At 72.3% G+C, this 1761-nt stretch carries 2 protein-coding genes; both read right to left on the bottom strand.

The window, feature by feature from the left end:
* A partial coding sequence (locus ACWELQ_RS45145) for a serine/threonine-protein kinase (RefSeq protein ID WP_452403099.1) occupies window positions 1-976 on the bottom strand: 976 nt, incomplete at its 3' end.
* A 131-nt stretch (window positions 977-1107) separates the two neighbouring features.
* The gene (locus ACWELQ_RS45140; RefSeq protein WP_452403098.1) at window positions 1108-1701 is read right to left on the bottom strand and encodes a LuxR C-terminal-related transcriptional regulator; all 594 of its coding nucleotides are present in this window, start codon (window positions 1699-1701) and stop codon (window positions 1108-1110) included.
* Window positions 1702-1761: the final 60 nt, after the last annotated feature.

Below are 1761 nucleotides of genomic sequence, written 5' to 3'. Positions count from 1 at the left end.
GGCGGGCGGCGGGCGCCGGGGGGGGGGGGGGTCGGGGGGCGGGGGGTTGTTGGGGGGGGGGGGGGGGGGTTTGTGGGGGGGGGGGGGGGGGGGGGGGGGGTGGTGGGGGTGGGGGGGGGGGGGGGGGGGGGGGGGGGGGTTTGGGGGGGGGGGGGGGGGGGGGGGGGGGGGGGGGGGGGGGGGGGGCGGGGGGTGGGGGGGGGGGCGCCCCGGAGAGGGCGGTGCGGGCGGCCTTGGCGAAGGCTACGCAGGTGGGGAAGCGGTCGACGGGGCGTTTGGCCATGGCCTTGGTGAGGACGGCGTCCATGGCCGGGGAGAGGCCGGGGCGGCGGAGGCTGACCGGGGGTGGGAGGAGTTGGAGGTGGCCGCGGATGAGTTCGGCGGGGTGGGGGGAGTCGTAGGGGCCCATGCCGATGAGGAGCCAGTAGAGGGCGCAGGCCAGGGAGTACTGGTCGGTGGTGGGATCCAGGGGCGCGCCGGTCATCTGTTCCGGGGAGGCGTAGGCGAGGGTGGCGGTGAACATGCCTGCCTGGGTGAGGTGGGTGGAGTCCTCGCGCAGGCGGGCGATGCCGAAGTCGGTGAGGAACACGCGTTCCCCGTGCCCGCCGACGGCGCGGGCCAGAATGATGTTGGCGGGCTTGACGTCCCGGTGCAGCACCCCCATGCCGTGCGCGTAATCCAGTGCGCTGGCGACCCCTTCGATCACCTGTACCGCGCGTTCCGGCGGCAGGGTGGCGACATTGATCCCGGCGGCGTCGACCCCGTCCACGTACTGCATGGAGATCCACAGCATGTCGCTCTCGGTGCCGCGGTCGTACACCTCGACGATATTGGGGTGGTCCAGGCGCGCGACCAGATCCGCCTCGCGTTCGAACCGGGCTCGGATCTCCCTGTCCGCGTACAGTTCCCGATTCAGTAGCTTGAGCGCCGTCAGCTTGCCCAGGCGGGGGTGGCGGGCCAGATAGACCGAGCCCATCCCGCCCTGTCCGAGCAGCCGTTCGATGGTGAACCCGGCGAACACGTCACCACTGTTCAGCACTGTTCACGACCCCCTTCCGGTGACGTACAAGTCCGTGAGCCTACCCGCCGAAACGCCGTCCGGGCAGGTCAGCCCGGGGTCACCAGACCGGATTCGTAGGCCAGCACCACCGCCTGCGCGCGATCGCGCAGATTCAGTTTGGTGAAGACCTTCGACACGTGGGTCTTCACGGTTTGCTCGGCCACGAAAAGGCTTTCGGCGATCTCGGCATTGGACATGCCGCGCGCCACCAACTCCAGCACCTCACGCTCACGCGGGGTGAGCACCTCCAGCCGCGGCGCGGGGGCACGCCGGGCCCGGCGGCGTGTCACGTCGGCGATGAGCCTGCGTGTCACCGTCGGCGCGAGCAGCGCGTCACCGGCGGCGACCACCCGGACCGCGCGCACCAATTCCTCGGCGGGCGCGTCCTTGAGCAGGAACCCGCTGGCCCCGATGCCCAGCGCCTCGTACACGTAGTCGTCGATGTCGAAGGTGGTGAGCATGAGCACCCGCACCGGCGGCTCGAACCCCGCCGACAGGATGGCCCGCGCCGCGTCCAGCCCGTTCATCTCCGGCATGCGCACATCCATCAGCACCACGTCGGGGCGCAGCCGTTTCGCCTCGGCCACAGCGATTTTCCCGTCCGCCGCGTCGACCACATCCCGAGCCCACTCCGCGATCAACGCCCCCGCGGCGGTCGGCCGAGACCCGAGCGTAGTCCGCTCCAGCACGGGCACCCCCAC

The organism is Nocardia sp. NPDC004722 (genome assembly GCF_053601505.1).
The sequence above is the reverse complement of the archived record's forward strand: the minus strand, read 5'-3'. Positions and strand labels throughout refer to the sequence as shown.